The 26,424-nt window shown below is 65.9% G+C and carries 32 protein-coding genes and 1 tRNA gene; 19 read left to right on the top strand and 14 right to left on the bottom strand.

Annotated features, from left to right (window positions below; genetic code table 11):
* Positions 1–276: 276 nt before the first annotated feature.
* From LXN01_RS08845 to LXN01_RS08830, 4 genes are all read right to left on the bottom strand, one after another.
* Positions 277–504, bottom strand: coding sequence for a hypothetical protein (locus tag LXN01_RS08845; protein ID WP_236864299.1), 228 nt, complete (start codon positions 502–504; stop codon positions 277–279).
* Between the two features lie 198 nt (positions 505–702).
* The gene (locus tag LXN01_RS08840; RefSeq protein WP_236864298.1) at positions 703–1,233 is read right to left on the bottom strand and encodes a GNAT family N-acetyltransferase; all 531 of its coding nucleotides are present in this window, start codon (positions 1,231–1,233) and stop codon (positions 703–705) included.
* Positions 1,234–1,339: 106 nt separating this feature from the next.
* Positions 1,340–1,555, bottom strand: coding sequence for a hypothetical protein (locus tag LXN01_RS08835; RefSeq protein ID WP_236864297.1), 216 nt, complete (start codon positions 1,553–1,555; stop codon positions 1,340–1,342).
* A 37-nt stretch (positions 1,556–1,592) separates the two neighbouring features.
* A complete protein-coding gene (locus LXN01_RS08830) occupies positions 1,593–1,826 on the bottom strand; it encodes a hypothetical protein (protein ID WP_236864296.1) in 234 nt (77 codons plus the stop codon).
* Positions 1,827–2,692: 866 nt separating this feature from the next.
* Here LXN01_RS08830 and LXN01_RS08825 point away from each other — a divergent pair.
* Complete coding sequence (locus LXN01_RS08825) at positions 2,693–3,682, top strand: DUF4238 domain-containing protein (RefSeq protein WP_336885258.1); 990 nt, start codon at positions 2,693–2,695, stop codon at positions 3,680–3,682.
* 268 nt (positions 3,683–3,950) lie between these two features.
* Here LXN01_RS08825 and LXN01_RS08820 read toward each other — a convergent pair whose 3' ends face one another.
* Positions 3,951–6,029, bottom strand: a complete 2,079-nt coding sequence (locus tag LXN01_RS08820; RefSeq protein ID WP_236864294.1) for a KAP family P-loop NTPase fold protein — start codon at positions 6,027–6,029, stop codon at positions 3,951–3,953.
* A 331-nt stretch (positions 6,030–6,360) separates the two neighbouring features.
* Here LXN01_RS08820 and LXN01_RS16505 point away from each other — a divergent pair, with 331 nt between their 5' ends.
* From LXN01_RS16505 to LXN01_RS08800, 5 genes are all read left to right on the top strand, one after another.
* Positions 6,361–6,576, top strand: a complete 216-nt coding sequence (locus LXN01_RS16505; protein WP_425547664.1) for a DUF7701 domain-containing protein — start codon at positions 6,361–6,363, stop codon at positions 6,574–6,576.
* Positions 6,577–6,658: 82 nt separating this feature from the next.
* Positions 6,659–6,940: a type II toxin-antitoxin system RelE/ParE family toxin gene (locus tag LXN01_RS08815; protein ID WP_236864293.1), complete on the top strand. Its 282-nt coding sequence runs from the start codon at positions 6,659–6,661 to the stop codon at positions 6,938–6,940.
* Positions 6,927–7,229, top strand: a complete 303-nt coding sequence (locus LXN01_RS08810) for a HigA family addiction module antitoxin (protein WP_236864292.1) — start codon at positions 6,927–6,929, stop codon at positions 7,227–7,229. Before LXN01_RS08815 ends, LXN01_RS08810 begins: the two co-directional genes overlap by 14 nt.
* A 267-nt stretch (positions 7,230–7,496) precedes the next feature.
* Positions 7,497–8,741 (top strand): sensor histidine kinase, encoded by a 1,245-nt coding sequence (locus LXN01_RS16345; protein ID WP_236864291.1) that lies wholly within the window; start codon positions 7,497–7,499, stop codon positions 8,739–8,741.
* Positions 8,738–9,397 (top strand): response regulator, encoded by a 660-nt coding sequence (locus tag LXN01_RS08800; protein WP_236864290.1) that lies wholly within the window; start codon positions 8,738–8,740, stop codon positions 9,395–9,397. Before LXN01_RS16345 ends, LXN01_RS08800 begins: the two co-directional genes overlap by 4 nt.
* Positions 9,398–9,433: 36 nt before the next feature.
* On the opposite strand, the gene LXN01_RS08795 is transcribed toward LXN01_RS08800, so the two are convergent.
* Positions 9,434–10,438 carry a hypothetical protein gene (locus LXN01_RS08795; protein ID WP_236864289.1) on the bottom strand — a complete coding sequence of 335 codons (1,005 nt, stop codon included), beginning with the start codon at positions 10,436–10,438 and terminating at the stop codon, positions 9,434–9,436.
* Between the two features lie 225 nt (positions 10,439–10,663).
* On the opposite strand from LXN01_RS08795, the gene LXN01_RS08790 reads away from it, so the two are divergent.
* Together LXN01_RS08790 and LXN01_RS08785 are read left to right on the top strand one after the other, a co-directional pair.
* Positions 10,664–11,101, top strand: a complete 438-nt coding sequence (locus tag LXN01_RS08790) for a YtoQ family protein (RefSeq protein WP_236864288.1) — start codon at positions 10,664–10,666, stop codon at positions 11,099–11,101.
* Between the two features lie 83 nt (positions 11,102–11,184).
* Positions 11,185–11,604, top strand: coding sequence for a hypothetical protein (locus tag LXN01_RS08785; protein WP_236864287.1), 420 nt, complete (start codon positions 11,185–11,187; stop codon positions 11,602–11,604).
* A 72-nt stretch (positions 11,605–11,676) separates the two neighbouring features.
* Here LXN01_RS08785 and LXN01_RS08780 read toward each other — a convergent pair whose 3' ends face one another.
* Positions 11,677–11,970, bottom strand: a complete 294-nt coding sequence (locus LXN01_RS08780) for a PspC domain-containing protein (protein ID WP_236864286.1) — start codon at positions 11,968–11,970, stop codon at positions 11,677–11,679.
* A gap of 125 nt (positions 11,971–12,095) precedes the next feature.
* Between LXN01_RS08780 and LXN01_RS08775 the strand changes: the two genes are divergently transcribed.
* Together LXN01_RS08775 and LXN01_RS08770 are read left to right on the top strand one after the other, a co-directional pair.
* Positions 12,096–12,839, top strand: a complete 744-nt coding sequence (locus LXN01_RS08775) for a haloacid dehalogenase type II (RefSeq protein ID WP_236864285.1) — start codon at positions 12,096–12,098, stop codon at positions 12,837–12,839.
* On the top strand, positions 12,836–13,240 hold the full coding sequence (locus LXN01_RS08770) for an SRPBCC family protein (RefSeq protein WP_236864284.1): 405 nt from the start codon (positions 12,836–12,838) through the stop codon (positions 13,238–13,240). The genes LXN01_RS08775 and LXN01_RS08770 overlap by 4 nt, the downstream gene beginning before the upstream one ends.
* Here LXN01_RS08770 and LXN01_RS08765 read toward each other — a convergent pair whose 3' ends face one another.
* Together LXN01_RS08765 and LXN01_RS08760 are read right to left on the bottom strand one after the other, a co-directional pair.
* Positions 13,241–13,813: a 1-acyl-sn-glycerol-3-phosphate acyltransferase gene (locus LXN01_RS08765; RefSeq protein WP_236864283.1), complete on the bottom strand. Its 573-nt coding sequence runs from the start codon at positions 13,811–13,813 to the stop codon at positions 13,241–13,243. It abuts the gene before it with no gap.
* A gap of 89 nt (positions 13,814–13,902) precedes the next feature.
* Entirely contained in the window at positions 13,903–14,433 is a 531-nt protein-coding gene (locus tag LXN01_RS08760; protein ID WP_236864282.1) for a flavodoxin domain-containing protein, read from the bottom strand.
* Between the two features lie 96 nt (positions 14,434–14,529).
* On the opposite strand from LXN01_RS08760, the gene LXN01_RS08755 reads away from it, so the two are divergent.
* Together LXN01_RS08755 and LXN01_RS08750 are read left to right on the top strand one after the other, a co-directional pair.
* On the top strand, positions 14,530–14,967 hold the full coding sequence (locus tag LXN01_RS08755) for a VOC family protein (RefSeq protein WP_236864281.1): 438 nt from the start codon (positions 14,530–14,532) through the stop codon (positions 14,965–14,967).
* Positions 14,968–14,999: 32 nt separating this feature from the next.
* Entirely contained in the window at positions 15,000–15,710 is a 711-nt protein-coding gene (locus tag LXN01_RS08750) for a DUF429 domain-containing protein (RefSeq protein ID WP_236864280.1), read from the top strand.
* 47 nt (positions 15,711–15,757) lie between these two features.
* Here LXN01_RS08750 and arfB read toward each other — a convergent pair whose 3' ends face one another.
* Positions 15,758–16,198, bottom strand: coding sequence for an alternative ribosome rescue aminoacyl-tRNA hydrolase ArfB (gene arfB, locus LXN01_RS08745; protein ID WP_236864279.1), 441 nt, complete (start codon positions 16,196–16,198; stop codon positions 15,758–15,760).
* A 92-nt stretch (positions 16,199–16,290) separates the two neighbouring features.
* On the opposite strand from arfB, the gene LXN01_RS08740 reads away from it, so the two are divergent.
* Positions 16,291–16,638, top strand: coding sequence for a TfoX/Sxy family protein (locus tag LXN01_RS08740; RefSeq protein WP_236864278.1), 348 nt, complete (start codon positions 16,291–16,293; stop codon positions 16,636–16,638).
* Between the two features lie 70 nt (positions 16,639–16,708).
* Positions 16,709–17,419: a DUF2238 domain-containing protein gene (locus tag LXN01_RS08735; RefSeq protein WP_236864277.1), complete on the top strand. Its 711-nt coding sequence runs from the start codon at positions 16,709–16,711 to the stop codon at positions 17,417–17,419.
* A gap of 39 nt (positions 17,420–17,458) precedes the next feature.
* On the opposite strand, the gene LXN01_RS08730 is transcribed toward LXN01_RS08735, so the two are convergent.
* Both LXN01_RS08730 and LXN01_RS08725 read right to left on the bottom strand, forming a co-directional pair.
* Positions 17,459–18,295, bottom strand: a complete 837-nt coding sequence (locus LXN01_RS08730; RefSeq protein WP_236864276.1) for an SDR family NAD(P)-dependent oxidoreductase — start codon at positions 18,293–18,295, stop codon at positions 17,459–17,461.
* Positions 18,296–18,328: 33 nt separating this feature from the next.
* Complete coding sequence (locus LXN01_RS08725; protein WP_236864275.1) at positions 18,329–18,496, bottom strand: hypothetical protein; 168 nt, start codon at positions 18,494–18,496, stop codon at positions 18,329–18,331.
* Here LXN01_RS08725 and LXN01_RS08720 point away from each other — a divergent pair.
* Entirely contained in the window at positions 18,495–18,908 is a 414-nt protein-coding gene (locus tag LXN01_RS08720) for a VOC family protein (RefSeq protein ID WP_236864274.1), read from the top strand. The genes LXN01_RS08725 and LXN01_RS08720 overlap by 2 nt on opposite strands.
* On the opposite strand, the gene LXN01_RS08715 is transcribed toward LXN01_RS08720, so the two are convergent.
* Positions 18,905–19,483 (bottom strand): GNAT family N-acetyltransferase, encoded by a 579-nt coding sequence (locus LXN01_RS08715; RefSeq protein ID WP_236864273.1) that lies wholly within the window; start codon positions 19,481–19,483, stop codon positions 18,905–18,907. The genes LXN01_RS08720 and LXN01_RS08715 overlap by 4 nt on opposite strands.
* 155 nt (positions 19,484–19,638) lie before the next feature.
* Between LXN01_RS08715 and fdh the strand changes: the two genes are divergently transcribed.
* The 3 genes from fdh to nrfD are packed head-to-tail and all read left to right on the top strand — an operon-like array spanning position 19,639 to position 25,193.
* Entirely contained in the window at positions 19,639–23,088 is a 3,450-nt protein-coding gene (fdh, locus tag LXN01_RS08710; protein ID WP_236864272.1) for a formate dehydrogenase, read from the top strand.
* Positions 23,089–24,108, top strand: a complete 1,020-nt coding sequence (locus LXN01_RS08705; protein ID WP_236864271.1) for a 4Fe-4S dicluster domain-containing protein — start codon at positions 23,089–23,091, stop codon at positions 24,106–24,108. It begins immediately after the preceding gene.
* The gene (gene nrfD / locus LXN01_RS08700) at positions 24,105–25,193 is read left to right on the top strand and encodes an NrfD/PsrC family molybdoenzyme membrane anchor subunit (RefSeq protein WP_236864270.1); all 1,089 of its coding nucleotides are present in this window, start codon (positions 24,105–24,107) and stop codon (positions 25,191–25,193) included. The genes LXN01_RS08705 and nrfD overlap by 4 nt, the downstream gene beginning before the upstream one ends.
* A gap of 38 nt (positions 25,194–25,231) precedes the next feature.
* On the opposite strand, the gene selD is transcribed toward nrfD, so the two are convergent.
* Positions 25,232–26,263 (bottom strand): selenide, water dikinase SelD, encoded by a 1,032-nt coding sequence (gene selD, locus LXN01_RS08695; RefSeq protein ID WP_236864269.1) that lies wholly within the window; start codon positions 26,261–26,263, stop codon positions 25,232–25,234.
* A gap of 64 nt (positions 26,264–26,327) precedes the next feature.
* Here selD and LXN01_RS08690 point away from each other — a divergent pair.
* Positions 26,328–26,422, top strand: a tRNA-Sec gene (locus tag LXN01_RS08690).
* The last annotated feature ends 2 nt before the right edge of the window (positions 26,423–26,424 follow it).

The following is a 26,424-nucleotide window of genomic DNA, read 5'->3' as shown; positions in this document are numbered from 1 at the left end:
TCGATCGCGAACACGACCGAAGGGGCGAGGACGACCGGCGCGACGCCGAGGCCGGCGATCGCCGCGGCGACGGCTGGGGCGAGAATGATTTTCTTCAAGGGAATGCCTTTCGGGTGAGGGGAGATCTTCTTGAAGGTAGCGCCCTCACCGCTAACGCCAAACTTGTGTTCAGTTTTGGTCTCGAGGTCATGGAGGGCAGCCGCCTGCGTGCCTCCTCGCCGGTCGTTCGGGGTCGCAGCCTCGGCAGTCCGGCAGAGCCGGCTCGGCGACGTGGCGCTACGGCTTCTGCCGGGTGATCACCACGAGCTCGTCGGCGCTGATGAGCAGCTCGGCCAGCGCGAAAAGCCGGGCGGCCTTGGCTGCGTACTTCTGCTGGGTCTCGACCGGCTCCCGGGACAGCTCGTCATCCGCTGCGCGATGGCTGTAGTCGGAGGCGAGCCCCTCGGCTGCCAGATTCAGCAGCGCTCGGTCGTGGTTCGAAAGCCGTTCCCGCAGCTCGGCCATGGTTCCTCTCCTGTGGTTGGTGAACGAGTGTCGCATGGCGGTGACATCGTGGCAGCTCGATTGGCGCACTTGGCCCCGCATCGGAGGGATGAGGACCGCAGCCAGGGCCGTTCGGCGGGAGCCCTGGCATGGCTTTCAGCGATCTGCTCGGGCTTCGACGCTGTGCGCTCCTTCGGGCTGGTCATGTCCTGGCGTCGTCTACAGGTCGCGTTGCCAGATCTGACCGACGAGGTCGTGGCCGAAGCTGGAGTGGTACTCCTCTTCCACGAGGTGGAAGCCTGCCGCCTGCCAGATGCGCTGGGCCGATGCCTGCACATCGTTGGTCCACAGGCTGATGCGCTGGTAGCCGGCGGTCCAGGCGAAGTCGAGGCACGTGTCCACCAGCTTCCCGCCCACTCCCTGACAGCGTGCGCTGGGATGTACCAGCAGGCTGACCAGCTGGGCAGTCACCGGGTCGGCTGTCACGCAGAAGACGCACCCGAGGCGCTGCCCGTCCGCTTCGGCGATCCAGGCGGCCTCACGGGCAGGGTCGTGGTCACTCGCGTATTCGGCGACCGTGCCGGCTACCAGGGCTTCGAATTCGCAGCCCCACCCGAACTCCTCGGCGTACACCTCGCCGTGGGCCATCACCACCCACCCCAGGTCCCCGGGTCGGTCGAGGGTCCGGATCGTGATCCTCCTGCGCCGTGCACGTTCCGAACTGTCGTGCTGCTGGGCCCCTTCGCCCATGGTTCTCCTCCCGTTGATGCTGAGCTCTTCGGAATTGTCTGCCCCGTTCCGCATCGTCGCCCGACGGCGGGATCGGCGGCTCACGGCGATCTGCCGGATTCTTGTTTCAGATGATCCCGTCCTCTTCGCTGTCCTCCTGCCGGGACCAGTACCGCGGCCGGGTCTTGACGATGTGTCCTTCTTCGCATTTCCGGTACTCCCAGAGCTGTCCGTGTTCGTCAGGGCGGACCTCTCCGGGCGGGAGGTTCGCGTCCTCTCCGCATTCCGCGCAGTGATTATTGATGTATCGCCGGATCAGTTTTCCGTAGTTCCGTGCTGACATCGGGGCTCCTTTCTCAGTGCGGTGATCTGTTCGGTTCTCAATCCTCAGGGCGCTTGCCTTCGTCTCCCGCGTGCCTGTCCTCAGCGGCAATGTCCTCGATGTCGATCCAGATGCAGTCGAGAGCGTCCAGCGCGTCGGCTACCTCGGGGTGGGACAGCATGGTCTCCTCGTCGACAGCCGGACCGCTGAGGCATTCCGGGTCTCTGATCGACAGGAGCGCCCGCGCGAAGGCGACCCGTGCCGGATGCGGGGCTGAAGGCATGTCCGTCATCGACTTCCTCTCGTGCTGCTGGTTCCCGAAACGCTGTCCATTCGGTCCGCAGGTGCCGCTCGGCTCGCTCGTTGCCGTCGATTCGCATGTGAGAACGGCCGCAAGGAGCAAGAACCTGAACGAGAGGACTTCATCATTGAACGGAGCCCAGCTGGTGTTCGGCTGCGACGAGCACATCGTCGGTCATCCGGCGCAGGGGCGACGTCGGCGGTGATCGGTGACAGCGGCACCAGACCCAAGCCGACCGCCGCCTTCCGCCCGCCGCCGTGCCTCCCACGACCAACCCGGCGCGCAGCGCCGGCCCCGAGAACTAGCCCGGCGCTCGCGTCAGCGAGCCGCTCGCGTGTGCGCCGATCGGCGGTTCCACGACCTGCGCGAGAGAGATGCCGCAGCCTGCACTCCATGAGATCGGTCGTCTCTGCCGGTGGGCGAAGCTCCGATGTGCCACCGCCATAACCTTCAATTCGCGTTGCATGAGCTTTCAAATGTGTTCTCCAGCTGCGGTCGCACCGGACGATGCTCGCGCCATCGAGCACAGGGTAGCGATGGTCAAAGTCGACGACGCAATAGCCTTGACTCTCGCCTTCGGAATCACCCTGCCGGATCCCCTCATGTTCGTCCTCGCGGAGCACCGAGTAGCGATGCGCCTCTTGCCACGGCAGTTCGCGCTGACTGGCTCCAGGACAATGTGGGACGTTCGACTAAAGTGAGGCCCCTGCCCGCAACCCCACACGAACCGCGACGAGTCATTACACGCCGTCTAGGTATTGGATGATGTACCTATGGCGGGCAAGAACAACGTAGCGAAGCTCCACCACTACGTGCCACAAGGATACCTTCGTGGATTTGCCACGGATTAGGAACGAATCACCACAATTCCTCTCGACCGTTCCCGGAGGTCCTTCACAACTTCCGTGAGGAACGTGGCGGCCCAGAATCACTTCCACACGGGCGAGGAGCTTGAGGAACCAGACTGGTTCGAGAAGGCCTTGAGCGGGGTCGAGGGCGAAGCCATCAAGACCATCAAGAGCTTCGAGAGGGGTGAGTTCCCTCTGTCCGAAACAGACAGGTGGGCATTTTCCTACTACATGGCACTGCAGAGCGCGCGCGGGCCGGACACTCGAAAGACAATGGAGTATCTCCACGCAAGCATGGTCAGGCTCGAGATCGGGGCTGGTGGACGCAAGAATGTCGGCCGGTGGATCCGCCGCAAGTACGTGGTCGAGCCATCCCCAGAGCAAGAGGACCGGATCTGGGAAGAGGGCATCCAGCCCGGAGGGCCGCCCATCAGCTCCACCAATCTCGCCCATATCCAACATCTGGTGGAGATCGCCCAGGAACTGACGTCCTATCTGGCAACCCGACCATGGAGCCTGGTGCGCTTCAACCGACGTTCCCTCATCACGTCGGACTCACCAGTAAGCCTGATCCGCCAGCCCAATGACGAGCCGTGGGAAGGGGTCGGCTTCGCGACGGCGTGGGGAATCGCGTTTCCCCTAACGAGGAAGCTCGGGCTACTCATGAGCGATCCAATGGTGGTGCTTGGTGGACTCGAAGCAGGCGACCCGCGAGTGCAAGAAGTGAGGTCTTCGGTCCTCCGTGGGGATATTGACCGCATCGAGGCAGGGACTACCGCCATGGAGAAGCTCTTCAACGAGCACGCTGCCTATTCGGCAAGGGAGTACGTCTACCACCACCCGGAGGACGCCGGGTTCGTCCCGGAGGACCTCCCTGAGCCAAACTTGATCAATATCCGAGCGCAGGGTGGCCTCATGGGTATGGACTTCGATGGCGAGCCATTATTCCACCCGGATGAACATCAGGAAGGGCATGACGATGTCGGAGAGCCAGTCTAGAAACTGAGGTACACCCGTCCTTTGGCAATCTGCGTCGTACTCGACGTCGACCTCTAAGGACCGGCTCGACTGGGGTGGCGAAGCCCGGACAAGCACCCGGACTCTGACCCAGTGGCGGTGTCAAAAAGGATGAGCATTCGGTTCAACTGGGGCGACGTGGTGGAATTTTGATTGCCTGTCTAAACAACCGTCTGCCTGGGGGGTTATCTTCCTGGCCTTGGGTGGCGATCAATGACGATCTGATTCCGTTGGCTCGTGAGCGCCTTGTCTAGAAGCTCTTCGGTCGCCAGCCCGATAGATATTTGTCTGCGAGCTGAAGAACTTCGTCATCTCCAAGCGTATTGCGCACGTTGCCTACGACCGTCTTAACCGCAACTTCAGAACCAAATATTTGAATCAGGAGCTCCCAAGCTAAGCGATCTTCAGTCTTGATGTGTCGAGAGTCCATCGACTGCGATCGTGCAGTGGACTTGAGGGAGCGGAGAACCGCTCGTAGAAGCACAGGATCGTCGCTCGGCTTCAGCGGCGTCTTACCGGTGTGAGATTGAATGGCGTCGTAGACGCGCCAGGCATCCCATTCACGTGCAGGTTCTGCGGGCGGAGCCTTCTTCACGCGTTCGACAAACTCAGTCTGAATTTGTTCGGCGAACGCTTCGCTCACGAGCTTGAGACCAGCGCCCTCTCGGTATCCGACGCTGTGGATCAAGTCTAGTTGCGAGGAGTAGGTCTCGACGCCCTCAAGTATCTCCACAACAAGTGCTTCACGCCCTGCCTCGTCCTCCACGCGGCGGAGAAGACGAAGGACAACGCGGCCAACGGTTATGTTGCGGCGTCCAAAGTCAAAGAAGCCTCGCGGCTCCTTCTCTGGAATGGCGTCGATGAGGTTCAGTAGCGTAATTGATCCCGGGACGATCATCTCGGTCGTGAACTTTGACTCGTACGAGGTGAGCCCTTCGAGAACGGTCTCGAGTTGCTCAGGCTCCAATCCAGTCAGGTACTCCTTGAGTGCTAATCCATCGCCCAGTAGTTCAAAGGCGTGCTCGGAGTTTCGGAACGCGACGAGTTCATCGGGTGCTACCCGATCGAAATATAAGTTGAGGAAGTCGATGTGTGCCATCCTGTGGGCAATTCGCCACGTACTGAGCCAGTCATTCCCGTAGTGATTGTTCTCGATGTACTGCAGCGCGGCAGGGAACACCCGGTTGAAGAGTGCCCGAATCACGTCGTCGTCACCTGGGAACTTCGCGAGCAGTGCAGTAACGGATTCCTGGGCCCGCTCGTCTTTGCGTCCCATGATGTCGTGCGTACTCGTAAGCTCGCTTCGAAGTTTAGATAGTTGATGTGAAAGTTCGGGACGGAAGACACGAAGTGCCTCCATTGCGAGGAGGTCGACAAGATCGACTTCATTGCCAAGGCTCCTAATCGTGGACCTGGCGGAGATCGCGTAACGCGTGACATCACGCATGTTCGAGAAGTGCGGGTCGATCACTTCCCAGTAGACGTCACTCCATCGGCTGTCATCGAGCGTGGCGTTTGCGACGGGGGAGAGGATGCGATTCAGTTCTTCGACGACCTGGGATCGAAGCAGTCTCCCGGGTGCCTGCGGAACATCGAAGCTCAGCTGGACGATCTTCTCGAGATACGCCCGTCCAGGGACGCCGTCTTCGGTGAGGGCTTGCTCTACGCGTTCTCGGTCAAAAGCGAGCACGTAGATGATGTTCGGGAAGCTGGCCGTCAGGCGGACGAGTTTGAAGATCTCGCGGATCTCGATCGTGGTGAGCCGGTCGATGTCGTCGATGACGACCACAATCGGTTGTGTGAGTGCGGTGAGCTCCTTGGTGATTTCTTCCCGCACCATCTTCGCGCTGTGGTCTGCGTTGGTTGTGCCTGCCAACCCCGCGAGCGCAGCTGCGGCCGCCTCTCCTGCGGTCGCAGCACCCGGGATGGGAATGAATTGAGAGACAGGCTTAAGGATGCCGGCGTACTGGGCGAGCCAGTCCGCTGTCTTGCCGAAGCGGCTCTTGCTCCGAACGTTGAGCTCAGCACCGATTTCGGTGAAGAAGAAGTTGACGAGCTGGTTCGAGCCGGAGAACATCCAAGGGTTAAAGTCGACGACTGTTAGAGCCGGCTCAGCCTCAAACTGTTCGCGCATCAGATTGATGAATGAGCTCTTGCCGTGCCCCCACGGCCCCAAGACGCCCACCACGAGTCCTTGGCTCGTGTCGAGCTCCCGGATTGATGCTGCGAAGTCGTGCGCGACTGGTGCACGTCCCAGATCGTCGTCGACCGATGAAGTGATTGGTGCGTCGATCGGCGGTTTCTCTTGGGGGTGATCGGTGCTGCTCATGTGCCGTACTTTTGCGCCTTGCCTTGAATTTGGTACTTACGCCCAGAGGCTCGTTGATTTGTAGACCTTGCAGGGTCTATGCAGAGTAGCATGCGGGCCGTGACATCGACCTCATCATAGGGGGCTCGCTTCGCAGGATGACGGTTCGCGTGAGCAGGTGGTCGCCGCGATTGAGCTTCTAGAGGACTCAGTGCCCTGACTTCCCCGCCCCCCAGCTCCCTCGCCCGGTGCCGTCGACAGCCTCAACCGGCACCGTGTTCGGGCGGCTCAGTCCGGTAGCGAGAGGTCCGGGAAGACCTGGGCCCGAAGACGGTGATGGGAGGAAGCCCCTATGGAAAGTTCGTCGGTGTCGGAAAGCACCGAGAGCCTGTTCCTGATGTACGCGGTGTTGATGCGAACGAAGGGGGCGGAGACGACGGCATCGGACGTCCATGACGCATGGTCGGCCTGGATGTCCGGCGTGGACCCACCGCCGCAAATGGCGCTTGCCTGCGTAGGAGGACATCATCGGGCGGGACTTGTGCCCGGTGAACACGCTGGACTTTAGAGGCGTTTCCAATCGTGGCGACGTGGTGGAGTTCCGGTTTAACGTCTAGCGTTATTGACGCGTCGCGTTATATGCTTAACGTGTGATCAGGTCGTTCGCTGATAAGGACACCGAGCGCCTCTGGCATCGCGAGCGCGCGCCGTCTATCGATCCTCGGATACACCGGGTGGCACTACGCAAACTTCGTCAAGTGGGATCCGCTGTCATCCTGGATGATCTGCGGAGCCCGCCAGGCAACCGGCTCGAGGCATTGAAGGGCGACCGAGCTGGTCAGCACAGTATCCGGATCAACGACCAGTGGCGGATCTGCTTCAGGTGGACAGACGCTGGACCAGAGGAGGTAGAGATCGTTGACTACCACTGACAAGATTTCGCCAATCCATCCCGGTGAAGTGCTTATGGAAGACTTCATCGAGGGTTTCGGCATCACACAGAACAAGCTCGCGGTATCGATTGGCGTGCCGCCTCGACGGATCAACGAGATCGTGCATGGCAAGCGCGGGATAACTGCGGACACCGCATTGCGCCTTGGAAAGTACTTCGGAACCTCTGCGGAATTCTGGATCAATCTGCAGAGTCACTACGAGCTCGACCTCGCCGAGGATCGAGTAGGGGATGAGATTGCAGCGATCACGCCACTGAAGGTTGCGTGACGCGTGTGATTGGAGACGTAATTCCGCTACTGAACGCGGTGGAGTTCCGGTTCAATGTCTGAGAAGTCCGAGTCGATCATTCGCGGTTCCCACTGAACACGGGCGGCATCACTTGAACGCCGCACTCGGCATCGCGTGACCTCCAGGAGGCAACGAGGTGGATCGGTCGAAGTCCTGCGCGGTCGTTCTCGGCATACTGGTGGCATGAGGGGAACCGATCGCCCCCGGGCGGTGGAGAGCCGCCGTGAGGGGACCAGGTGGACCAGTGTGGGCGCCAACACCATGCTGGCCATCCTGTTGGCCGCAGTTCTCGCACCAGCTTCGATCGGCCCCGCATTGACCTCCCGGCCAGGACCGTGGGAGTTCATCACCGTCGCGGCGATTGTGGTGGCTCACTCGAGCGTCGTCTTTCGGCATCGACCGCTGGGGTTGATTCTGTGCTCGGCGGCGATGCTCGTGCTCCTGGCGGTTCCGGGGTTCATGCAGACGACTGCCGAGGGCGAGCCCGTCGGCCCCTTTCCCGCCATTCTGCTGCCGAGTTCGCTCACGTTTGTCGTCGTGCTGTACTCCATTGCGGCACACGCCCAGCGTCCCTGGCCAGCCCTGGCGCTGGCAATCGGGCTGGTCGGTTCCGTGGCCGTGGCTGCAGGGGTGGGGCTTTCTCCCTTCTGGGACGCAGGCGAGCCGGCCGGGATACCGGAAGATTCCATCCTGCGGCTGCTGTCGCGGTTCGCCGTTCTTGGCTTGCTGGTCGGGCTGGTGTTGGCTGCGTGGGCGCTCGGGAGGTACCGGAGCGTGCGCATGGACTACCTCGCCGCCTTGCGCGAGCGAGCGGAGCGGGCCGAAGCCGACCGGGAGCAGCATGCCGCTCGAGTTGCCGCGGAGGAGCGCGAGCGCATCGCCCGCGACATGCATGACGTTGTTGCGCACTCGTTGGCGGTGATCGTCCGACAGGCCGACGGTGGGCGGATGGTGGGAGCGAGAGAGCCCACCGTCGCCTTGGAGGCCCTCGACACGATCGGCCAGACGGCCCGCGAGGCGTTGGAGGACACTCGCGGTGTCCTGCACCGGCTGCGGTCGGATGACGAGGCGGCCCAGGTGGGCGCGGACAATGTTCCCGACTTGGTTGAGCGGATGCGCGCCAGCGGTGTCGATGTTGAGCTGACAGTACTCGGCGAACCGGTTGGTCTGACGGGGACGGCTTCGATGGCCATATATCGCGTCGTGCAGGAATCGTTGACAAATGTCGTCAAGCATGCAGGTCCCGAGGCGCGAGCCGCGGTCACCGTCGAATATCGCGACGACGGGGTCGACGTGACGATTCGCAACGGTGGGAGCCGCGCATCCACGTCGCCAGCAGTCTGCGAGCTGGAGAAGGGCGGCCACGGGTTGCTCGGCATGCGCGAGCGGGTCACGCTTGAGGGTGGGGAGTTGAGTGCCGGGCCCACCGCTGAGGGATACGAGGTGCGAGCGTGGCTTCCGGCGACTTCGGGCAGGAATGAGGTCTCATGATTCGCGTCGGTCTTGTCGACGATCAGGAACTCGTGCGCACCGGCCTGGCAATGGTCATCGACGCGCAGGACGACATGCGAGTCGTCGGTCAGGCCGCCGACGGCGCCGCAGCGCTCGACCTCGTTGCTGCGACGGGATGCGATGTCGTCCTCATGGACGTGCGGATGCCGGGAATCGACGGCGTCGAGGCGACGGCCCGGATCCTTCAGCGTCATCCGGACAAGCCGCGAATCATCGTGCTCACGACGTACGACCTCGATGACTACGCATTCGCTGCCCTCAAAGCGGGGGCAAGTGGATTCCTCCTCAAGGACGCAGCGGCGCAGGACGTGCTCTCCGCGATCCGTGCGGTCCAGGCCGGCGACGCAGTGCTTGCACCATCTACGACGAAGCGGCTCCTCGCCCGAGTGACCCGTGATCTGCCGGCCCCGAGCACCGAACCGGATCCGCTGCGCCTGCTGACCGAGCGAGAGCGCGAGGTCTTGCTGCATATTGCCAAGGGAGCAAAGAACGCCGAGATTGCGGCCGCGCTCTATCTCTCGGAAGCGACGATCAAGTCGCACGTCCGTCGGCTGCTGAGCAAACTCGGTCTGCGTGACCGGGTCCAGGCCGTCGTGCTGGCATACGAAAGCGGACTCGTGCGCCGGGACGGGTAAGGCAGCCGTGTAAGTGCTCGGTTTCTGCGCCGGCGTTCATTTCGCGGGCGACATCTGGTCAGCAGCGGACCGTGACGAGCGCGGCGTGGGTGGGCCCGATATCGCCCACCGCTCCGCCAGCCAGTGCATGCCGGCAACGGCGATCATCATGCCCGCCAGCAACTGTGCCGTGGTGGCCAGGTTCATCAGGGGCGTGGCAGGTTCGGCCCCGCTCGGCAACAGCAATCCGCTGAGGATGCTCCACGCGCCCCATCCGGCCATCGCACCTGACCCTACCCACGCGAGCACGAGCGGAACCCACGTCGGCAGTCGGATCGTGCCGAAGGCGAGGAGCAGGACCCCGACCATGGCGCTGATCGTGAATGCGGCGTGGATCGCGTGGACCAGCAATTGATCGACGCCCTGTCCAGCGGCCATGGATTCGGTGAGGCCGATGGTTGAGCCGGTGGACCACATCACCTGCAACGACAGCGTGATCAGCGCACTGACGGACGCCAGCACGGCGACCAGTCGAAGAGGAGTTCGATGTGGCGGAGCGGATGCTGTCGTCAGTGGCTTGCCCAGCAGTCCTCCCCATCGATCGACAGCGTAGAGCACGAACAGCGTGCTCAGGCCGAGCCCCTGCAACGTGAAGCCGCCGTACACCATGAGGGGCACCCAGGGATCGAGAAATTCCGGGGCTGGGGGATCGGACCCGGGGCCCGGCAACAACCGAGCGGCTTGCTGCGCTGCGAAGCCCAACGCGATCGGCGCGAGCAATCCGACAGCGCCCCAGCTCACGAAGAGGAGAGGAGTGGCGCCGACCCGGCGGCCGAACGGACGAGTCAGCAGCAGGATCAGAGCCACCAGAATCACGTCCATCAGGAGCGTGAGAACATTTGCGCCGAGCGCGAGGCCCTGGCTCGAGGGATCTCTCAGGGCACTGGCTTCCGGAATGCCGATCGGGATTCCGAGGATCCAGGCGACTTTCAGGCTCAGGTACGGGAGGCACGCCAGCACGGTGGCGATGGCAGTGGATGAACGAAGCAGCTGTGTATTCATACCCCTCACTGTCCGCGGTCCGGCGCCAGCCCACATCGCCCTGTCGGATGGGCCCCTTCATCCCGCGGGCTGAATCAGGCCCGGTCAGCCTTGCACCTTCAGGAATGTGAAGCGCTCCGGATCTTGGTCCTGGGCGGTCGTGAGGTGTTCCTGAGTAGAGCTACTAGGGTGGTGAACGAGGAAGCGGATCAGATCCGTTCACACTCGATGAAGGAGCCCTGAACCATGAGTTTCACTGTCTATCTGTCCGGCGAGATTCACACCGATTGGCGCGACGAGATCCAACGCGGCGCGGAGGCCGCCGGTTTGGATGTGGTGTTCACCGCGCCGGTGACCGATCACCCTGCCAGCGACGCCGCCGGCGACCACCTGGGTGAGGCCGAAAGCCAGTTCTGGCGCGATCACCAGTCCGCCAAGGTCAATGCCATTCGCACGCGCACCCTCGTCGAGCAGAGCGATCTCGTAGTGGTGCGCTTCGGGGACAAGTACAAGCAGTGGAACGCCGCCTTCGACGCCGGCTACTGCGCTGCCCTGGGCAAGCCCTACGTGACCCTTCACGACGCAGGTATCGTCCATCCGCTCAAGGAAGTCGACGCCGAGGCTCAGGCCTGGTGCACGACCACCGACCAGGTGGTGGAGACCCTGCGGTACGTGCTCCGGTAGTGAGTGTGTGGCCGGACGATGTTTCCGGCCAAGCGTGCCCGAACCGGCACTGTCACACCGCGGGTCTGCGAGAATTGCTCGGTATGGCAAGCCGCGCTGATTCCGATGAGTACTACATTCTCGACCTGTTCGACGAGATTCTCGGGGAGAGCGGGCGCCGCCAGGCAACGTTCGACTGGTTGCGCGGCGACCCGTCCTTGTCGCGACCGCGCGGGACGAAGCTGCCCGTGGACGGGTACTGGGCCGAATTGAAGCTCGTCGTCGAGTTCCACGAGGAGCAGCACACGAATTCGTCACCGTTCTTCGACCGCCGCCAGACGGTATCCCGTGTCGACCGCGGCGAGCAGCGCCGACTCTACGATGAGCGCAAAGCGCTGCTCATTCCCAAGCACGGATTGCGCCTCATCGTGCTCGACAAATCGGCCTTCGTGGTGAAGTCAAAGCGGATCGTCAGAGACCGTGAGAGGGACCTTGCTGTCGTCCGCAGGATTCTCGAGCCGTGAACGAGCAGGTGCACCGCTGCCCCGTTTCAGTACACCATGACGCGGTTGAGTACTGCTGACCCACAGGGCGGATCAGCGGTATGGCTCCTCACCCGCAGCAGAGATACGGCCCGGATCCCTGCGGTGGGTTGTGCCGAGGGCCCGCTCCAGCGGGATGCTGCCGTCCTGCCAGGGAGTCAGTGCCCAGGCGACCAGGTAGGCGCCGACGCCCAGCACTGGAAGCAGGAAGGACAGGAGGATCAGCAGGCGGGCCAGCCATACGTTGAGCCCGAGTCGCGCGGCGATGGCTCCGCCGATGCCCCCGAACAACCGTCGAGGGCCGCGCCGCAGGCCGGATTGGCGAATGAGGTCAAAGATCTTTCCCATACCTGGAACCGTACGCTCATGAGGTCCAAGCCGCACTGGGGGTGGCCCCCGACCTGACGGAGGTTATCCGGATGGTTCGTGCTCACGTACGCTCGACCCGAGGCCACTCGAGGAGGAGCGTGCACATGGGGATCGGCGACAGTGAGGTCGAGGCGTTGGTGTTCGACATGTTCGGAACCGTCGTCGATTGGCGCGAGGGAGTCGCGACCGGAGTCGCCGACTGCTTGGGAGAGTATCTGCCGTCGCTGGACCCGTGGGAGTTCGCGGACCTGTGGCGGTCGGAATACCAGCCCGCGATGGAGCAGGTTCGCAACGGCAGTCGTCCCTTTGTGCGCTTGGACGTGCTGCATCGGGAGAACCTCGACACCGTCCTCGCCCGCTTGGAGGTCGATCCGCGGATGATCCCCGCACAGGTCCTCGACGAGGCGAATCTCTCCTGGCATCGACTCGACCCCTGGCCCGACGTCATCCCTGGGCTCACCCGGTTGTGCCAGGACTTCATCATCGCCCCGCTGTCGAACGCGAACGTGCGCCTGGCGATCGATGTGGCCAAGCGTTCCCAGATTCCATGGGACGCGATCCTCGGTGCAGAAGTCGCAGGAGCATACAAGCCGGACCGCGCAGCCTATGTGCGCACCGCAGAAGTTCTCGGCCTTGCACCGGAGCAGGTCATGATGGTGGCCGCACACAACAGTGATCTTGCCGCCGCCCAGGCGGCTGGACTGCGCACTGCCTTCGTCGCCCGCCCTGCCGAGCACGGCCCGGGCCAGACGAGCGACCTGGCTCCCACGGGCGACTGGGACGTCGTCGCGGTTGACTTCGCCGGTCTGGCCGACCAGCTCGCTTCCGAGTCCCAGGAGACAGCATGACCTACGAGGCGCACCACATCTCCCAGTCGATCCGCCGCGCGCCCTCAGACGTTGCCGCATTCGCGGGCGATCCGAGGAATCTGCCCCGCTGGGCGGCCGGTCTCAGCACCGGCATCCGGCTGGAGAACGGACGGTGGATCACCGATTCTCCGATGGGCGTCGTCGAGGTGCGCTTCCTCGGAGGAGTCGATCTCGGCATCCTCGACCACGACGTGATACTGCCCGACGGCACAGTGGTCCACAACCCGCTGCGCATCCTGCGCAACGACGACGGCAGCGAAGTCGTCTTCACCCTCTATCGACTGCCGTCCGCCACGGACGACGAGTTTGCGCGAGATGCCGCGATGGTGCGGGAAGACCTCGCTCGCCTGCGTGACATCCTCGAAGCTCACGATCCCTGATCACTGTTCGCCTTCCTCGCGCAGTCGCGGTTCGACGCGGCGCTCGGGGCGGATTCCCGCCTTGTCGGCGTAGAACGCTCGGACGCCGTCCATGTCCTGTGCAATATCGCCGGAGAGCTCGAGCGTCGGGCCGAGACCAGCAGTCCTGGTGGTGCGATCGACGAAGCCGAGGGTCACCGGCATCCCCGTCTCCCGGGCGATGCGATAGAAGCCGGATTTCCAATGCGAGTGTGCTCCGCGGGTCCCGTCGGGGGTGATCACCAGCCCGAAGACCTCGCCCGCTCGGACGCGCTCGACGACTTCGGCGACAACCGTGCTCGGCGATTCGCGATCGACGGGAATTCCCCCCAGCGCGCTCATCACCGGGCCGCGCCAGCTCTTGAACAGGCTCTTCTTACCCAGCCAGCGAACATTCATATCCATCCGCCAGGCGATGCCCAGCATGAACACGAAGTCCCAGTTCGAGGTATGGGGGGCGCCGATGAGCACCGTGGGGCGGTCAGGAGCGGGCTCGGTGGTCAGCGTCCAGCGGCTGACCGACCAGAATGCGCGCGCGGCGAGGCGTCGGAACATGGTCCTACGCTAGATCACCTGCGAAGACCCACGGCGAGTGGTGTCGGTCCAGGCCGGTTGAGCCGCGGTTTCCGTCCGCAGCGCGTGGATCACGCGTCGAGACTTCTGACGTGGTTCACCAACGGGGCGGTGTTCTCACGGCTGAGCTCAGTGGTCGGGTGCTCATACATCGCGAGCATCCCCCTGTCGTCAGCACTCGGGTTCTTCTTGCGCTTGAGAACAAACCGCATGATGCTCATGACGAGTCTGTCCACACCGCGCAGCCTGGTGAAGTCGAAACCGCCCCGCAGGTAGAAGCGCGTCGTGCGCTCGAGCTGCTCGGGAGTGAGATTCTGCTCCCAGACGCCTTCGACCGTCTCCGGACGGCCAGGGTTCGCGCCGGTGTGCCACAGCGCTACGTGCTTGCCCTTGAGCAGCGGCCAATGGCGCAGGAACGTGCGCAGGCCTTCGATTCGGGAGGCACGAAGCCCACCGCCGTGGATGACGACATCAGCGGAAGCGAGCTGCTCCCGGCTGAGATCCTGGGTCCTGACAATCTCTGCGCCGAGATCCTCGGCGATCCATTCGGCGTAGGTCTTCGTGAACCCGGTCTTCGACGTGTACACCACGAGCGTTCGCATGCGCCCAGCCTACTCAGGCCGCGCGGCCCGTCGATTGACCTTCTGAGGGAGGCGCAGCTCTTGTTGGCGGCACCGGGTGCTCGCTAACCTCAGCCCATGGCTATCAAGCTTGAGAATGTCGGAATCGCCGTGCGCGACCTGGAGGCCGCGATCGCCTTCTTCACCGATCTCGGTCTCACGGTTCTGGGTCGTGACACGGTCAGCGGCGAGTGGACCGACACGGCCGTCGGCCTCGATGGCAACCATGCGAACATCGCGATGCTCCAGACCCCGGACGGTCACGGGCGCCTCGAACTCTTCGAGTACATCCATCCTCGAGCGATCGAATCACCGCCCATTCAGCCCAATGAGATCGGAATGCACCGGGTCGCCTTCTCGGTCGACGACATCGACGAGGCGCTGGAGACAGCCGCGAAGCACGGGTGCCGCCCCCTGCGCGGTGTCGCGACATATGAGGACGTCTACAAGCTCACCTATCTGCGCGGCCCCAGTGGCATCATCGTGATGCTCGCCGAGGAGCTGAAGAAGAGCTGACTGACTCCGAGCTGCCCGAATCCAGGACGTTCGTGGGCATCGACCTGGCGGCCGATCCCACGCGCACCGGTCTCGCGGTCGTGAGCGGGAATGGCCGCTGCATCGTCGAGGATGTCCACGTCGGTGCTGATGACGACGATGTGGTCGAGGCGATCAGCACGGCCGACAAAGCCGGAGTCGATGTGCCAATGGGCTGGCCGGATCGGTTCGTCCAGCTGATCCAAGCTCATGCTCGCGGTGCCGTGGCTGCTCCTGCGTCCACCGGTCCCGAATGGCGTCGGGGCCTCGCCATGCGTGTGACGGACCGGATGGTCCACCGCGCCACGGGCCTCACTCCGCTGAGCGTCTCGACCGACCGAATCGCCCACCCTGCCATGCGCTGGGCCGGCATCGAGGCGCGGCTGCGGGACATCGGTGTCGATGTCGCCCGGGACGGCTCAGGTGCTGTCTGCGAGGTGTATCCCGCGGCAGCGCTGCGACGCTGGTCTCTGCCCCATCGCGGCTACAAGGGTGCGAAGAACGCAGGGGAGCGCTCTGCCCTGGTCGTCGCCCTGTCGGAGAAGTTGGCCCGGCTGGAGTGGAATGGACACCGAGACCTGTGCGTCGCCGACGACAATGCGCTCGATGCCGTGCTCGCTGCTCTCGTCGCCCGCGAGGTGTCTCACGGTCGCGGCGAGCCGCCGCCGGAAGAGCTGCGGGGGACTGCTCGCCGCGAAGGATGGATCTGGCTGCCGGAGGCGTAGGCGCACGAGTGTCTGCGGACGACCACCGGCCACCGGGCTCGCCGTCGTCAGTCGAGAGGAGGGCGTCTGCGGTTCTGCTTGATCTCCGACCGTCTGCGCTTTCCCTGGAGCCGGCGACGCTGAGATCCGCGGGTTCGACGCGTCGGACGACGGACGGCCGGTGGAGCCACTGCCTCGCGGAGCAGATCCGCGAGGCGTTCCCGCGCTGCGGCGCGATTGCGTCGTTGGGAGCGGTGCTCCGCCGCAGTGACGGTGAGCACTGTGCCCGACAGGCGAGCGGCGAGCCGTTCGAGCGCGAGTCGGCGCTGATCCTCGTTCAGCGCCGTCGTGGTTGCCAGATCGAGGCTGAGCTGCACGCGCGAATCGGCGGTGTTGACCCCCTGCCCGCCGGGGCCCGATGCGTGGGAGAACTGCTCGAAGAGCTCCCGGCCCGGCACCGTGAGCCCTCGGGGAGCTCCGGGGCCCGGAGCTGCGCGCAGATCGTCCACACCGACCAGTCTGCCGTACTCGCGTCACATCGGTGCAGACAGAGTCGGTCCATGCTCTGCCCTTGGCCGTTCAACCGTGACATGCTGGTTCGATGACGGCTGCGCAGGATGATCTTGTCAGGCGCCTCCGCAATCTGCTCGACGATGAGCCGGTGAAGCGAGAGGTCTCGATGTTCGGCGGCCGGTCGTTCATGGTCAACGAGAAGATGGCTTTCAGCGCCGCGAAGGATGGCGGGCTGCTGGTCCGCGTTCCTCCCGACCGCCATGCAGCGCTCCTGTCGGTTCCCGGAGCGCGCCAGGCGGAGATGGGCGCGGGCCGCGACATGGGTCCCGGCTGGATCGCTGTGGGGGCCGAATCGATCGACGACGACGAGAGCCTCAGCTTCTGGTTCGCGGTCGCGATGGACTTCAACCGAGCAGTGACCGGAGGCGGGCTGTAGCCATGGTCGCCGTGACCGTGCCCTCGGCTTCACAGTCGGCGCTCGGGTGCGTTCGGTAGCCTTGGCCGGAATGAATACCCTGGACTCGAAGCGCAGCACAGCGAGGCGCCATGCGCCCCTCATCGTCACGGAAGTCATCCTCGCGGCTTTCGCCCTGACCGCCGTATTCCGCGGGAACGGTACGGAGGCTCTTCTGCCCTCCGCCCTGTTCCTGGCGGCGCTTGTCCCACTGCCCGTCGAGAAGCTGGCGGCCGTGAGGATTCCCCTCCGACTCCAGCTGCTCTACGCCCTATTGCTGCTGTCTGGGCCCTTCTTCGGCAGTCACCTCCACTTCTACGCGGTATGGAGTCCGTGGGACACCGTCGTCCACTTCTTCTCGGGATTCCTCATCGCCCTCGCCGCGGTCTTCGCCCTGGGCGTCACCATCCGCAGGTACCGACTGGTCCTGCCGGTCTGGTTCGAGGCAGCAGTGGTGATCTCCGTCAGCGCATCCGTGGCCATGCTGTGGGAATTCGCCGAGTTCTTCGCAGATCTGACGATCGGCACCTCGTCGCAGCTGACCAACACCGACACGATGACCGACATGGTGGTGGGCACGCTCTCAGCCGTGATCGTGGCAGCCGCGTTCATCCTCTACCGGCAGAGGGGATGGTTCAGCGCGTTCGCGGGGCTGCTCGGTGATCCCGAGATCACCAGGGAGAGCGCCTCGAGCAGCCCGCTCACCGTCGAACCCCGCCGCTCGGCCACCGTCGGTGACGGCCGCCACGGACCGACCGGCTGACGGCCCGGGCACTGCCCGACGTGCATCGACGGGCCGATGTCAGAGCCGCGTGTCGGTCAGCTCCTGGCTGATGTCCCACAGTCGCAGCTGTACCTCAGGTGAGTAGGCTGCTGCAATCGCGCGGGACTGCTCGGTCCGGGAGAAGTAGCGACCGGAGACGCCTTCCAACTCGGGTGAGTCGATCAGGCGCTTGACTGCGGCGACTCCGGTGTCGAGGTCGTCCACACTGTAGCCATAGCCTTCTCGCACCATCGCGGTCGGCATGAGAGTGGCGGGATGCAGGCTGTTGACCGTGACCAGCCTGGGAGGCAGACGTTCGGCGAGGTGGAAGCCGGTGGCGATCATGGCCAGTTTGCTCTGCGCATAGGCGCGGGACCCGGAGTACTCACGTGCCAGGTGCAGATCGTCGAAGTCGATCGGCTGCTGAGCGGCGGAGGCGACGTTGACCACCCGGCTCGGTGCACCGGCTTCCAGCAGCGGCAGCAGGCGCAGCGTCAGCGCGAAGGGTGCGAGGTGGTTGACGGCCAGGCGGAGCTCGTAGCCGTCGGGAGACAGTTCACGCGCATCGCTGCGGCCCTTGCCGATGCCGGCGTTGTTGACGAGCACGCTGAGGTACTCGGTGAGTCCTGTGACGTCATCGGCGAGCTGGTGGACCTCCGCCTGCTCGGCCAGGTCCGCAGTGACGGTGTCGATCTCGGCCTGGGAGTGCGAGAGCTCGTTGCGCAGCGTCTTGAGCTTGTCGGGATCGCGGCCGTGCAGGATGAGCCGGCCGGGCTCGGTGCTGAGCACGTGCGATAGTTCCCGACCCAAGCCGCTGGTCGCCCCGGTGATGAGCACGATGCGCTCCCTGTCCGTCATCACGAATTCCCTTCTCATCGGCACCTGTCTGCCATCATGGACGATTCGCGTTCACAGCGACAGTGCCCTGCCCAGCCGCCCGGCCATGACTGCCCTGCCCAGCCGCCCGGTCACGACCGACTGCGCACGATCGGAGAAGCCGCGGGGCGCCTCGGCGGCCGATACTCGGATCAGGTGCCGGGCGCCGGAGACCCGGACGAGAACACGAGGAGCAGCCATGGCCAACTCGATCGCGACCTACATCGCCCTGCCCGGCACTGCCGCCGAGGCGTTCGCCCACTGGCATGAGGTGTTCGGCGGGACCCTTGACCTGATGAAGTACGGCGACGAGGGAATGCCCGACATGGACTTCGAGGTGAATCCCGAGGGGGTCGCCCATGCCGTGCTGCACGCTCCCGGCGGCGACATCGCCGGCAGCGACGGCATGCCCGGCGAGGAGTACCCGCTCAAGGACACCGCGTACTCGCTGCTCTACACCTTGGACACCCCAGACGACGCGCGGATGCTGATCCAGAAGCTCCTCGACGGCGGGGGTTCGGAGAACATGCCGTTCGAGCAGGCGCCGTGGGGCGGCTGGTACGGCCAGGTGTTCGACCGCTTCGGCGTGATGTGGGCGTTCTCGACCGACTAGGTTCGGAGAGTGCGCCGCATGATCAGGCGCGGCATTCTGCTGGCCACCGCATCCGTGGTGCCCACGACCTCGAACCCGGCGTGCTCGAACATCGAGCGCGTCCCCACGAACGCCATGGTCGTGTCCATCCGGCCCGCAGGATCCACCGGATAGGCCTCGACCGCGGGCGCACCGCGTGATTCCGCGTATTCGACTGCCCCGTCCAGCATCGTCGCAGTGACACCCTTCCTCCGGTGCCCACCGCGGACGACGACGCAGATGATGCTCCACACGGGAACCTCGTCGACCGGCCGGATGAGCTTCGAGGCGATAAGACGCGGGATCTCGGCGCGTGGGCCGATGCTGCACCAGCCGACCGGCACGCCATCGTGGTACGTCACGACCCCCGGCGGATTCTCCCGCTCGCACAGCCGCAGCATCGCCTGCTCCCGACTGTCCCCGCCGAGGGCCCTGATGTCCTTGGCGCGAAGGCGATGCGACAGACACCAGCAGGCGTCGGCGCGCCGGTTGGGATTGACGACATCGGCGAAGTCCTCGAACCGATCAGGGGTGACGGGATGGGTCTCCCAGGTCATCGTCGACCTCTCAGAATCTGCTTCCGCTCGAATGGGATCTGGCATCCGAGTGTACTTCGCGACGCGCCCCTTCCGGAACTGCGCAGCGCGCTCCGACGGGTGCCTGAGACGCCGTCGGCCGGACCCTTAACAGCCGCGCTGACTTCGGCTAGTGTGTGGCCATGGCGCGGTTCAGCTTCCTCGAGTGGCCGGTGATCCGGCAGCTCCGGTCGAGCGATTCGCTCGGGCGTGGCGAAGCCGTGACCTCCCAGCGCACCCGTGAGATCGCTCCCCGCACGGCGACTGCGGATCGCGTCGTGCAGAGCGTCTGTCCGTACTGCGCCGTGGGCTGCGGTCAGCGGGTGTTCGTCAAGGACGGCAAGGTCGTTCAGATCGAGGGCGATCCCGATTCGCCCATCTCGCGCGGTCGGCTCTGCCCCAAGGGCGCAGCCAGCGAGCAGCTCGTCAACGCTCCCGGCCGCCAGACGAGGCTGCTGTACCGGGCGCCTCGGGCGACCGAGTGGCAGCACCTCGACCTCGACACCGCCATCGACATGATCGCCGACCGGTTCATCGCGGCCCGTCGGAGGGGGTGGCAGGACACGGACGAGCACGGTCGTCGGCTGCGCCGCACGATGGGAATCGCAGCACTCGGCGGTGCCACCCTCGACAACGAAGAGAACTACCTGATCAAGAAGCTCTTCACCGCCGCCGGCGCCGTGCAGATCGAGAACCAGGCCCGCATTTGACACTCCGCCACGGTTCCCGGTCTGGGAACCTCGTTCGGACGCGGCGGTGCCACGCAGACGCTGCAGGACATGGCCAATGCGGACTGCATCGTCATCCAGGGCTCGAACATGGCCGAATGCCACCCTGTCGGCTACCAGTGGGTCACTGAGGCCAAGGCCCGAGGCGCCAAGGTCATCCATGTCGACCCACGGTTCACGCGGACCAGCGCCGTCGCCGACAGACACGTCCCCATTCGGGCCGGCTCCGACATCGTGCTGCTCGGCGCGCTCATCAACCACGTCCTGAGCAACGAGCTGTGGTTCAAGGAGTACGTCGTCGCGTACACGAACGCTGCGACCATCGTCAACGAGGACTTCCGTGACACGGAAGACCTCGACGGGCTGTTCTCCGGGTACGACCCGGAGACGGGGGAGTACGACCTGGAGTCCTGGGCGTACTCGCGCAGGGAGCACGACGCCTCGGGGACGGAGGCCGGTTCCGGGACAACCGACCCCGACGACCACGAGCACCGGGAAGACGACGCGCACGCCGACGACTACGAGCACGGGGCGGACACCTCCGAGCGGGCGGCCGGGCACCAGTACGGCAGCGGCGGCCCGCCGATCGAGCATCCAGAGTTCGAATCGGATCCCACTCTGCAGCATCCCCGCACGGTGTTCCAGATCCTCAAGCGCCACTATTCGCGCTACACCCCGGAGATGGTCCGCGACGCCTGCGGGATCTCCGTCGAGGACTTCGACTACCTGGCGCGGACGATCACGGAGAACTCCGGCCGGGAGCGGACCACGTGCTTCGCCTACGCGGTCGGCTGGACCCAGCACACCACGGGCGCCCAGTTCATTCGCGCAGCCTCGATCCTCCAGCTGCTGCTGGGCAACATGGGCAGGCCCGGCGGCGGCATCATGGCGCTGCGCGGCCACGCGAGCATCCAGGGCTCGACCGACATTCCGACGCTGTTCAACCTGCTGCCCGGATATCTCCCGATGCCGCGGGTCGGGATGGACAGTCTGGAGGACTACCTCGACTCCGTGTCGAGCCGAACCCAGAAGGGGTACTGGGCTCATGCGGACGCCTACACCATCAGCCTGCTCAAGGCGTGGTGGGGCGATGCCGCGCAGGCGGACAACGACTGGGCCTACAGCTACCTGCCGCGGCTCAACGGCGCGCACGGCACCTACCAGACCGTGATGAGCATGCTCGACGACGAGGTCGACGGCTACTTCGTGTTCGGGCAGAACCCTGCGGTCGGTTCGGCGCACGGCCGGATGCAGCGCCTGGGCATGGCCCACCTCAAGTGGCTGGTGGTCCGCGACTTCAGCCTGATCGAGACCGCGACCTGGTGGAAGGACGGCCCGGAGATCGCCTCGGGCGAGCTGCGCACCGAGGACATCGAGACCGAGGTGTTCTTCATGCCGGCCGCCACCCACGTCGAGAAGGCCGGCACCTTCACGCAGACGCAGCGACTCCTGCAGTGGCGGCATCAGGCGACCACCCCGCCGGGCGACTGCCAGAGCGAGCTGCACTTCTTCTACGAGCTGGGCAGGCGCATCCGGTCCAGGCTGGCAGAGTCGACCGACGAGCGCGACCGGCCGCTGCTCGATCTGATGTGGGACTACCCCACGGACGAGCACGGCGACCCCGACCCCGAGGCGGTCCTCGCCGAGATCAACGGCACTCACCTCACCGGCCCGCAGGCCGGCCGGCCGCTGTCGTCGTACACCGAGATGAAGCCCGACGGCTCCACGGCCGGCGGCTGCTGGATCTACTCGGGGGTGTACGCCGACGGCATCAACCACGCCGCCAATCGCCGACCCGGCCACGAGCAGGGTCCGAACGCGCCCGAGTGGGGCTGGGCGTGGCCGTCGAACCGGCGGATCCTCTACAACCGTGCCTCCGCCGACCCCGAGGGCAGGCCCTGGAGCGAGCGGAAGAAGTTCGTGTGGTGGGACGAGGAGAAGCAGCAGTGGACCGGGCAGGACGTCCCCGACTTCCCGGTCGACCGAGCGCCCGGCAGCCCGTCCGACCCGAGGGCCGGCGGTGCTGCGGGTCTGGCCGGTGATGATCCCTTTATCATGCAGGCGGACGGCAAGGGCTGGCTGTTCGCTCCCAAGGGCATGGTCGACGGACCGCTGCCCACCCATTACGAGGCCCAGGAGTCGCCGGTCGACAACCCGCTCTACACCCAGCAGCAGAGCCCGGCCCGCATCACCTTCCCCCGCACCGACAACCTCAGCGCCCCGAGCGCGAACGCCGCAGGGGTGGGCGTCTACCCCTGCATCTTCACGACCTACCGGCTGACCGAGCACCACACGGCCGGGGGCATGAGCCGGTGGCTGCCCTACCTGTCCGAGCTGCAGCCGGAGATGTTCTGCGAGGTCTCGCCGGAGCTGGCCGCGGAGCGCGGCCTCGAACCCTACGGCTGGGCGACGATCATCTCCCCGCGCGCGGCCATCGAGGCGAAGGTGCTCGTCACCGAGCGGATGAGGACGCTGACCGTGGGCGGCCGGCCGGTGCACCAGGTCGGGCTGCCCTACCACTGGGGCGTCGGCGGCGAGGCCTTCGTGACCGGCGACGCGGCCAACGATCTGCTGGGCATCACCCTGGACCCGAACGTGCAGATCCAGGAGTCGAAGGTCGGCTCCTGCGACATCAGGCCCGGGCGCCGCCCGCACGGCGCAGAGCTGCTCGCGCTGATCGCCGACTACCAGACCCGCGCCGGCCTGACACCGGAGACCAGCAACGAGCGCGTCACCGACCCCGGCACATCGGGCGCAGTCGGGGGACCTGCCGCACCGGGGACAGCGAACGCAGCCGGGATACCGGGCACACCTGCCGCACCGGACACACCGGGCACCGAGACCGAGAGGGAGGGCTAGATGCGACAGCTCACCGAGGCTCCCGACCACATCGCGCATCACGAGCATCCGCGCAAGGGGTTCTTCACCGACACCTCGATCTGCATCGGCTGCAAGGCCTGTGAGGTCGCTTGCAAGGAATGGAATCGCAACCCGCACGACTCCGCCTTCGAGCTGCTCGAATCCTCCTACGACAACACCGGCTCACTCGGCGCCGACACCTGGCGCCACGTCGCCTTCGTCGAGCAGAGCGGACAGCAGATCGAGCAGGCCCGCGAATCCGGCCGCGCCCTCGTCAGCCTCGGCATGCCCGGCATCGGACCCCCCGCCTCCCGACCGAGCTCCGCCGCACCCGGCATCGTGCCATCCGACACCGCTTCCTCCGACACCACGCCGCCGGACACGCCCGAGTTCCGCTGGCTGATGTCCTCGGATGTGTGCAAGCACTGCACGAACGCCGGCTGTCTGGACGTGTGCCCGACCGGTGCGCTGTTCCGCACGGAGTTCGGGACGGTGGTGGTGCAGGACGACGTGTGCAACGGCTGCGGAACCTGTGTGGCGGGCTGTCCGTTCGGTGTCATCGAGCGGCGCAGCGACGGCATCGTCGCCCCGAAGACCGAGCGTGACTTCACGCCGGGGGAGCAGGCAGCCACCCGCAACGTCGGCGTCGCCCAGAAGTGCACCCTGTGCTACGACCGGATGGTCGACGACCAGACCCCGGCGTGCGCCCAGGCCTGCCCCACGACGTCGATCAAGTACGGCGACCGCGAGGAGATGGTCGCCACCGCCCGGCAGCGGGTGGCGGAACTCCAGACGCAGGGCATGTCGGAGGCGCGCCTCTACGGTGCCAACGACTTCGACGGCGTCGGCGGCACCGGTTCGGTGTTCCTGCTGCTCGACGAGCCCGAGGTCTACGGACTGCCGCCGGATCCTCGGGTGCCGACAGCGGACCTGCCGCAGATGTTCAAGCGCGCCGGGATCGCCGCTGCGGGGATGCTGGCAGCGACAGCGGTGGCGTTCGTCGCAGGAGGGCGCCGGTGACCGTCACCGAATTCGACAGCTACCGTCCTCCCGAACCGCCCCGGAAGCGCCGGCGCGGGGGGAAGGGGCGCCGCCGCGGCGCGGGTGGGGCAGACGGCTCCCGCGAGATGCCGATGGTGCCGGAGCCGGAATTCACCTCGTACTACGGCCGGCCGGTGGTCAAGGCGCCGCCCTGGGAGAATCCGATCGCCGTCTACTTCGTCCTCGGCGGGGTCGCCGGCGGCTCGTCGCTTCTCGCCCTGGGTGCCCAGCTCGCGGACCTGCCGGAGCTGCGGCGCAACAGCCGGATCTCGGCGGTGGCGGCCGCCGGCGTCGGTGCGATCGCGCTGGTCACCGATCTGGGCCGGCCCGAACGCTTCCTCAACATGCTGCGCACCATCAAGCTCACCTCGCCGATGAGCCTGGGCTCCTGGATCCTGGCTGCGTTCAGCACCGGCGCCGGGGTCGCCGCGGTCTCGGAAGTCGACCGGATGACCGACTGCCGGGCGCCGCTGGGTCCGCTGCGGAAGGTGCTGCGTGCGGCGGAGCACCCGGCCGGCGTGGTGGCGGCGGTGTTCGCCGCTCCGCTGGCCGCCTACACGGCCGTACTCCTGTCCGACACCGCCGTCCCCACGTGGAACGCCGCCAGGGAGGACCTGCCGTTCGTCTTCGTGAGCTCGGCCGCGCTGGCCTCAGGCGGGCTGGGCATCATCACCACCTCGGTGTCCCAGGCGCGTCCAGCCCGGGCGCTCGCGGTGCTCGGCGCAGCCGGGGATCTCGTCGCCACGCAGGTGATGGAGCGACGAATGGACCCGGTGGCCGCGGAGCCGCTGCACGAGGGAGGTCCCGGGCAGACGCTCCGCTGGAGCCGGCGGCTCGTGGCCGTCGGCGGTCTCGGCGCGCTGCTCGGCGGGGGCAATCGGATCGTGGCTGCCGCCTCGGGGGCCGCTCTGCTCGCGGGGTCGGCGCTGACCCGCTTCGGAGTCCTGCACGCGGGACTGAACTCCGCCGCCGACCCCCGCTACACGATCGAACCGCAGAAGAGGCGGCTGGCCGCGCGCCGCCGCGCGGGCATCACCCACGACTCGATCACGACCGCCGGCTGACACGACCGCCGACTGACGCCAGCGGCGGCCCTGGCGAGTCAGCGGATCTCGATGCCGGACCCGGCCACGGTGTGGCCGATCACCGGATGTCCGGGCAGTTCGCCGACGACCAGCAGTCCCCCGGAGGTCTGCGCATCCGCGAGCACCAGCAGGTCGTCCTCGGCGATTCCCGGCCCGGGACGCAGGTGCGGGCGGACCCAGTCGAGGTTGCGGCGGGTGCCCCCGGAGATGAAGCCGTCGCGCAGCGCCTCGGCCGCGCCGTCGATGAGGGGAACCGCGCTGCGATCGATGACCGCACCCACACCCGAGGCGCGGCACAGCTTGTGGAGATGGCCGAGCAGACCGAAGCCGGTGATGTCGGTGGCGGCACGGATGCCGGCAGCGACGGCCGCCTCGGCGGCATCCCGGTTCAGACGAGTCATGGTGGCCACCGCATCGGCGAACACCTCACCGGTCTGCTTGTGACGGTTGTTGAGCAGCCCCAGTCCGATCGGCTTGGTCAGCGTCAGCGGCAGCCCGGGCACGGCGGCGTCGTTGCGCAGCAGCCGGTCCGGATGCGCGATGCCGGTGACCGCCATTCCGTACTTGGGCTCCGGGTCGTCGACGGAATGCCCGCCGGCAACGGGGCACCCGGCCTCAGAAGCCACGTCCAGGCCGCCGCGCAGCACCTCGCTGAGCAGCTCCATCGGCAGCACGTCCCGCGGCCACCCGACCAGGTTGACCGCGGTGACGGGGCGCCCACCCATCGCGTAGACGTCCGACAGCGCGTTCGCCGCGGCGATCCGGCCCCAGTCGTAGGCGTCGTCGACGACCGGAGTGAAGAAGTCCGCGGTCGACAGCACTGCCAGGTCATCCCGGATCCGCACGGCCGCGGCATCGTCGCCGTCGTCGAGCCCGACGAGCACATTCTCGCTCGCCTGCCCGGTGAGACCCCTGACGACGTCCTCCAGCTCACCGGGCGGGATCTTGCAGGCGCAGCCCCCGCCGTGCGCGTAGCCGGTGAGGCGGACCGTGGAAGGCAGGCGTGCGGCTGCGGACGCCTGTCCTCGGGAAGCGCTGGTGGCATTCATGCGCCCACCATAGCCCGGTGTCGTCTGCGACACACCCGTCCGCGGCCGGTGCTACTGTGCACGTGGAGGCGTCCGGGTCCTGGTGGGCCCCCCGGTCTTCAAAACCGGCGAGACCGAGCATCTCGGTCTGGCGGGTTCGATTCCCGTCCGCCTCCGCCAAC

Origin of the sequence: Brevibacterium daeguense, assembly GCF_021729135.1 — a bacterium.
Lineage (GTDB): Bacteria > Actinomycetota > Actinomycetes > Actinomycetales > Brevibacteriaceae > Brevibacterium > Brevibacterium daeguense.
This window is presented reverse-complemented; position numbering and strand designations above follow the sequence as displayed.